Here is a 5110-nt window from a genome sequence, read left to right as displayed (position 1 = left end):
CCAGGCCGCCATCCAGCAGCTCGGCGCCGGCGACACCATCACCGACAGCTTCACCGCCGTCTCCTCCGACGGCAGCGACAGCCAGCTCGTCACCGTCACCATCCATGGCACCAACGACAGCGCGGTGATCACGGCCAACGGCGCCCAGGACACGTCCGTCACGGAGAAGAGCGGCGTTACCAACGGTACGCTGGGCGATGCGACGGCCTCGGGCGACCTCAACGCAACCGATGTCGACAACGCGGCGACCTTCAACGTCCAGGCTGCCGTGGCCAAGAGCTATGGCACGTTCTCGATCGATGCTGCCGGCACCTGGAGCTATACGCTGGACGACAGCAACGCCACTGTTCAGGCGCTGAACAGCAGCGGCGCGAACACCACGCTGCATGAACTGGTGACGGTCACCACCGTCGACGGCACGCAGCAGGTGATCGACATCACCATCCACGGCGCCAACGATGCCGCGGCGATCACCGGCACGGCGACCGGAACCGTCGTCGAAGCGGGCAGTTCCAATGGCGGCGGCACACCGACAGCGACCGGCGACCTTCTGTCGACCGATGTCGACAACACCACGGACGCGTTCCAGGCCGTCAATTCCGCGACGGCCAGTGCGTCCGGCTACGGCACCTTCACCGTGACATCAGCCGGTGTCTGGACCTACACGCTCGACAATTCGAACCCGACGGTCAACGCGCTCAGCAACGGGCAGCCCTTGAGCGACAGTTTTACCGTCTATTCGGAGGATGGCACCGCAAAGCTGGTCTCGGTCTCCATCACCGGCGCCGACGACGGCCCGCCGCGCTTTGCGCCGACCGATATCCAGCTGACGCCGAGCACAACAACGGATAATCTGAATTTCAATTCCTTCCAGTTCACGGGAACCCTGAGCGCGACCGACTCAGATCCTGGCAGCTTTGTCTACAGCATCACCTCGCAATCGAATACGAACCTGTTTTCGATCAGCGGGAACACGCTCAGCTCGGGAAGCCTCACGACGAACAGCATATCCACCGTGACCGTGCAGGCCACCCAAGTCGGCGACCCGGTCGGGCCCGCATATCAGTACAGCGAGACGTTCCAGATCATAACGGGCAGCAACGGCTTGAACGCGGGAGAAACACTCAACGATCCCAGCAACAACAACGGCGACGACGTCCTCTACGGCAATGGCGGAGCGGACTCGATCTTTGGCCTGGCCGGTAACGACACGCTGTTCGGGCAGGACGGCAACGACACACTGAACGGCGGCGATGGCAACGACCGATTGGTGGGCGGCGTCGGCACCGACACGCTCACTGGCGGGGCGGGATCCGACACGTTCTACTACGGATCGGCCATCTCGGATTCCCCGGCAAGCGCCGCGAACGACACCATCACCGACTTCGTACATGGCGTCGACAAGATCGACCTCTCCTCGATCGATGCCGCTGCCGCCCCGGGCGATCAGGCCTTCCTGTTCGGCGGGCAAAACGGGGCTACCGTCGCCAACAGCATCACCTGGTCCGAAAGTGGCGGCAACACCGTCATCCACGTCGACGTGACCGGCAACACGACGGCCGACTTCCAGATCACGCTGACCGGCACCGGGCTTGGACTGACAGCGAGCGATTTCGTGCTGTGATGAAGGAGGTGAGCCGGCGGCTCCGCCGACTCACCTCATCTCTCTCCAGCCGCGGATTCGGCCTGCGAATTAAGGTTTACATCAGGTTTACAAGCGGATCGCGTGGCTGGCGGGAAGATCGGGAGTAGTATCGGTTCGGGCGTGTAGACAGGGGGCGGTTCTCCGCTGGGCATTTTGGGCATCGATAACAAATCGCAGATCGTGAAGGACGCGCTTGGGGCGTGCCGCCGCTATTTCCTGGTCGCGGCGGCGTTCAGCCTGGCGATCAATCTGCTCTATCTCGCCTCGCCGCTCTACATGCTGCAGATCTACGACCGGGTGGTTACCAGCGGCAGCCAGACGACGCTGGTCATGCTGACGATCGTGCTGCTGGCGGCCTTCCTTGCGCTGGCCGGCCTCGATCTGGTGCGCGCCTGGATCCTGACGCGCGCCAGCGCGCGCCTCGATCGGCTGCTTTCGGCGAGGATCCTCGCCGCATCTGTCGAAACGCCTTCGCAGGGCGCCGCGCAGAGCCAGCCGATCCGCGACTTCGACACCTTCCGCCAGGTCATCACCGGCAGCGGCATCCACGCGCTGTTCGACCTGCCCTGGTCGCCGATCTACATCGGCATCATCTTCCTGCTGCATCCCTGGCTGGGGTTCTTCGCGCTCGGCTCAGCGCTTCTGCTGGTCGCCATGGCCGTGCTCAACGAATACCTGGTGCGCGCGCCGCTGAAGCAGGCCAACGACATCGCGACGACCAACTACAATTTCACCGAGATGAGCCTCAGGAATTCGGAGGTCGTGCGCGCCATGGGCATGATCGACGGCCTCGTCCGCCGCTGGGGCCGCGACCGCAACCTCGCACTCCTGCGCCAGGCGCAAGCCAGCGACCGCGCCGCGCTGATGTCGGGGCTGATCCGCTTCCTGCGCCTGACCATGCAGTCACTCATCCTCGGCCTCGGCGCCTATCTGGTGATCGAACGGCAGACCACCGCCGGCTCGATGTTCGCTGCCAGCCTGTTGCTCGGCCGCGGGCTGCAGCCGGTCGAGCAGATCGTCGGCCTGTGGCGCAGCCTGATCCTGGCGCGCGCCGCACTTGCGAGGGTTCGCAAGCTGGTCGATGGCGGCGGGCAAAGCGAGCGGTCTTTCAACCTGCCGAAGCCCACCGGCAGGATCTCTGTCGAGCAGGTAAGCTTTGCCGTTCCCAGTGTGCAGAAGGTGCTGCTGCGCGACGTGTCGTTCCGGCTGGAGGCCGGCGAGGCGCTGGGCATCGTCGGCCCTTCGGGCGCCGGCAAGTCGACGCTGGCCAGGCATCTGGCGGGCGTCATGCAGCCCAGCCGCGGCACGGTGAGGCTGGATGGGGCCGACATGTCGCATTGGGGGCGCGACGCGCTGGGCGACCACATCGGCTATCTGCCGCAGGATATCGAGCTCTTCGCCGACACCGTCGCCGCCAACATCGGCCGCTTCAAGACCAATGTCGACCAAGAGGTGATCGAGGCCGCGCGGCTGGCCGGCGTGCACGAGATGATCATCCGTCTGCCGCAGGGCTACGAGACGCAGATCGGCGAAGGCGGCGCGGTGCTGTCCGGCGGCTATCGCCAGCGCATCGCCCTTGCCCGGGCCGTGTTCGGCACGCCGAACCTCATCATCCTCGACGAGCCGAGCTCCAATCTCGACGCCGATGGCGACCGCGCGCTGAGCGACTGCGCGATCGAGCTAAAGCGGCGCGGCAGCACCGTCATCATCGTCTCGCACCGGCCCTCGACGCTCGCCAATGTCGACAAGATCCTGCTCTTGCGCGACGGCGCCGTCGAAGCCTTCGGCATGCGGAACGAAATCGTGGCGCTGCTCAACCAGCGCCAGGCTCCAATAGCGGTGGCAACCCAATGAGCTGCGAGGGGAGAGACGTTTGAGCGACAGCGCCCTCATCTATCGCAGCCTGCCCGGCGAAGCCGGCATCCCGGCCCCGGATTCGATCCGGGTGCCGGCCCTGATCGGCCTGTTGATCATCCTCGCCTTCTTCGGCGTCTTCGGCGGCTGGGCGGCCTTCGCGCCGCTGAACGGCGCCGTGCTCGCCGATGCTGTGGTCAAGGTGGAAGGCAACCGCAAGAGCCTGCAGCACTTCGACGGCGGAACGGTGAAAGAGATCCGCGTCAAGGACGGCGACATCGTCAAGACGGGCCAGGTCCTGCTGCTGCTCGACGACACCAGGCTGCGCTCCGAGTTCAATCTCTACGCCCAGCAATATGCGCTGCTGCGCGCCACCGACGCCAGGATCCGGGCGGAGTTGGACGGCAGCCAGGACGTTGCCTTTCCTCAGGACATCGCCGGCGAGCACCAGGCCTATCTCAAGGACGCCATGGCCAACCAGGTCGCCGACCTCGAAAGCCAGCGCGCTTCGTTGGCAGGCGCCAGGCAGATCCTCCAGAAGCGGATAGCCGAGCTCGACGAGCAGATCGACGGCAAGCAGGCCCGCGTCGATTCATACCGTGCCCAGCTGCAATCGACCGTCGACGAGAAGGCGAGCCTGTCGAAGCTGCTGAAGGCCGGATTGACCACCCGCCCGCGCATCCTGGAACTCGACCGATCCGCCTCGGACCTGCAGGGCCTGATCGACGAGAACCTCGGCGCCATCGCCGGCAGCCGGCAGACCAAGGCCGAACTCGAGAGCCAGATCGCACAATTGACCAACGAGCGCCGGGCCAAGCTCTCGGCGATGCTGATCGAGACGCAATCCAATCTCGCCGACCTGGTGCCCAAGATGTTCGCGGCCCAGGCCGCCATGGACCGCGCCGAGGTCCGCGCGCCCTATGACGGCCAGGTGATGGACCTCACCGTCTTCTCGATCGGCGCGATCGTCGCGCCGGGCCAGACCATCCTCGACATCGTGCCAACCAAAAATTCGCTGATTGTCCAGGCGCAGGTTCGCGTCGAGGACATATCGAGCCTCAGAGCCGACATGACGGCCGAAGTCCGCTTCACATCCTACAAGCAGCGCTCGATACCGATCATCCACGGACATGTCACCCGCATATCGGCCGACCGCATCACCGACAGCAAGACGGGCCTTCCCTATTATGTCGCCGACATTGCGGTCGATCCGGCCGAACTGGCGGCCGCCCCTGAGATATCGCTCTATCCCGGCATGCCGGCCTCGGTGATGATCGTCACCGAGGAGCGCACGGCGCTCGACTATATCCTTGGGCCGCTGGTGACATCGTTCCACACCGCCTTCCGGCAGAAATAGCTCCCGGACCGGATCAAAGGGACGCTCGGTCGTTCTGATCCAGGACACGGCTCTTCCTGAAAGCGCCCGCCGGCTCGGCGACCGGGTAGAGCCTGTGCTATCGGGCAGTCAGACCAGCATGCCCATCGGGTTTTCGATCATGCGCTTGAAGGCGCCGAGCAGTTCGGCGCCGAGCGCGCCGTCGACGGCGCGGTGGTCGGTCGACAGCGTCACCGACATGACGTTGGCGATCTTGATCTCGCCATTCTTCACCA

The 5110-nt window shown here is 65.0% G+C and carries 4 protein-coding genes; 3 read left to right on the top strand and 1 reads right to left on the bottom strand.

Features of this window, described 5'->3' with window-relative positions; translation table 11 throughout:
• The 3 genes from EN857_RS11650 to EN857_RS11640 all read left to right on the top strand — a co-directional run.
• Window positions 1-1624 (top strand): VCBS domain-containing protein (locus EN857_RS11650; protein ID WP_189522813.1); only part of this gene is annotated, 1624 nt, incomplete at its 5' end.
• A 180-nt stretch (window positions 1625-1804) separates the two neighbouring features.
• Entirely contained in the window at window positions 1805-3499 is a 1695-nt protein-coding gene (locus EN857_RS11645; protein ID WP_135858735.1) for a type I secretion system permease/ATPase, read from the top strand.
• Between the two features lie 19 nt (window positions 3500-3518).
• Entirely contained in the window at window positions 3519-4856 is a 1338-nt protein-coding gene (locus tag EN857_RS11640; protein WP_127393665.1) for an HlyD family type I secretion periplasmic adaptor subunit, read from the top strand.
• Window positions 4857-4964: 108 nt separating this feature from the next.
• Here the strand turns inward: EN857_RS11640 and EN857_RS11635 are convergent.
• Window positions 4965-5110: 2-oxo acid dehydrogenase subunit E2 (locus tag EN857_RS11635; RefSeq protein WP_187331266.1), on the bottom strand; the 146-nt coding region annotated here is incomplete at its 5' end.

The organism is Mesorhizobium sp. M4B.F.Ca.ET.214.01.1.1 (genome assembly GCF_004791545.1).
In the GTDB taxonomy this organism is placed as follows: Bacteria; Pseudomonadota; Alphaproteobacteria; order Rhizobiales; family Rhizobiaceae; genus Mesorhizobium; species Mesorhizobium abyssinicae.
The sequence above is the reverse complement of the archived record's forward strand: the minus strand, read 5'-3'. Positions and strand labels throughout refer to the sequence as shown.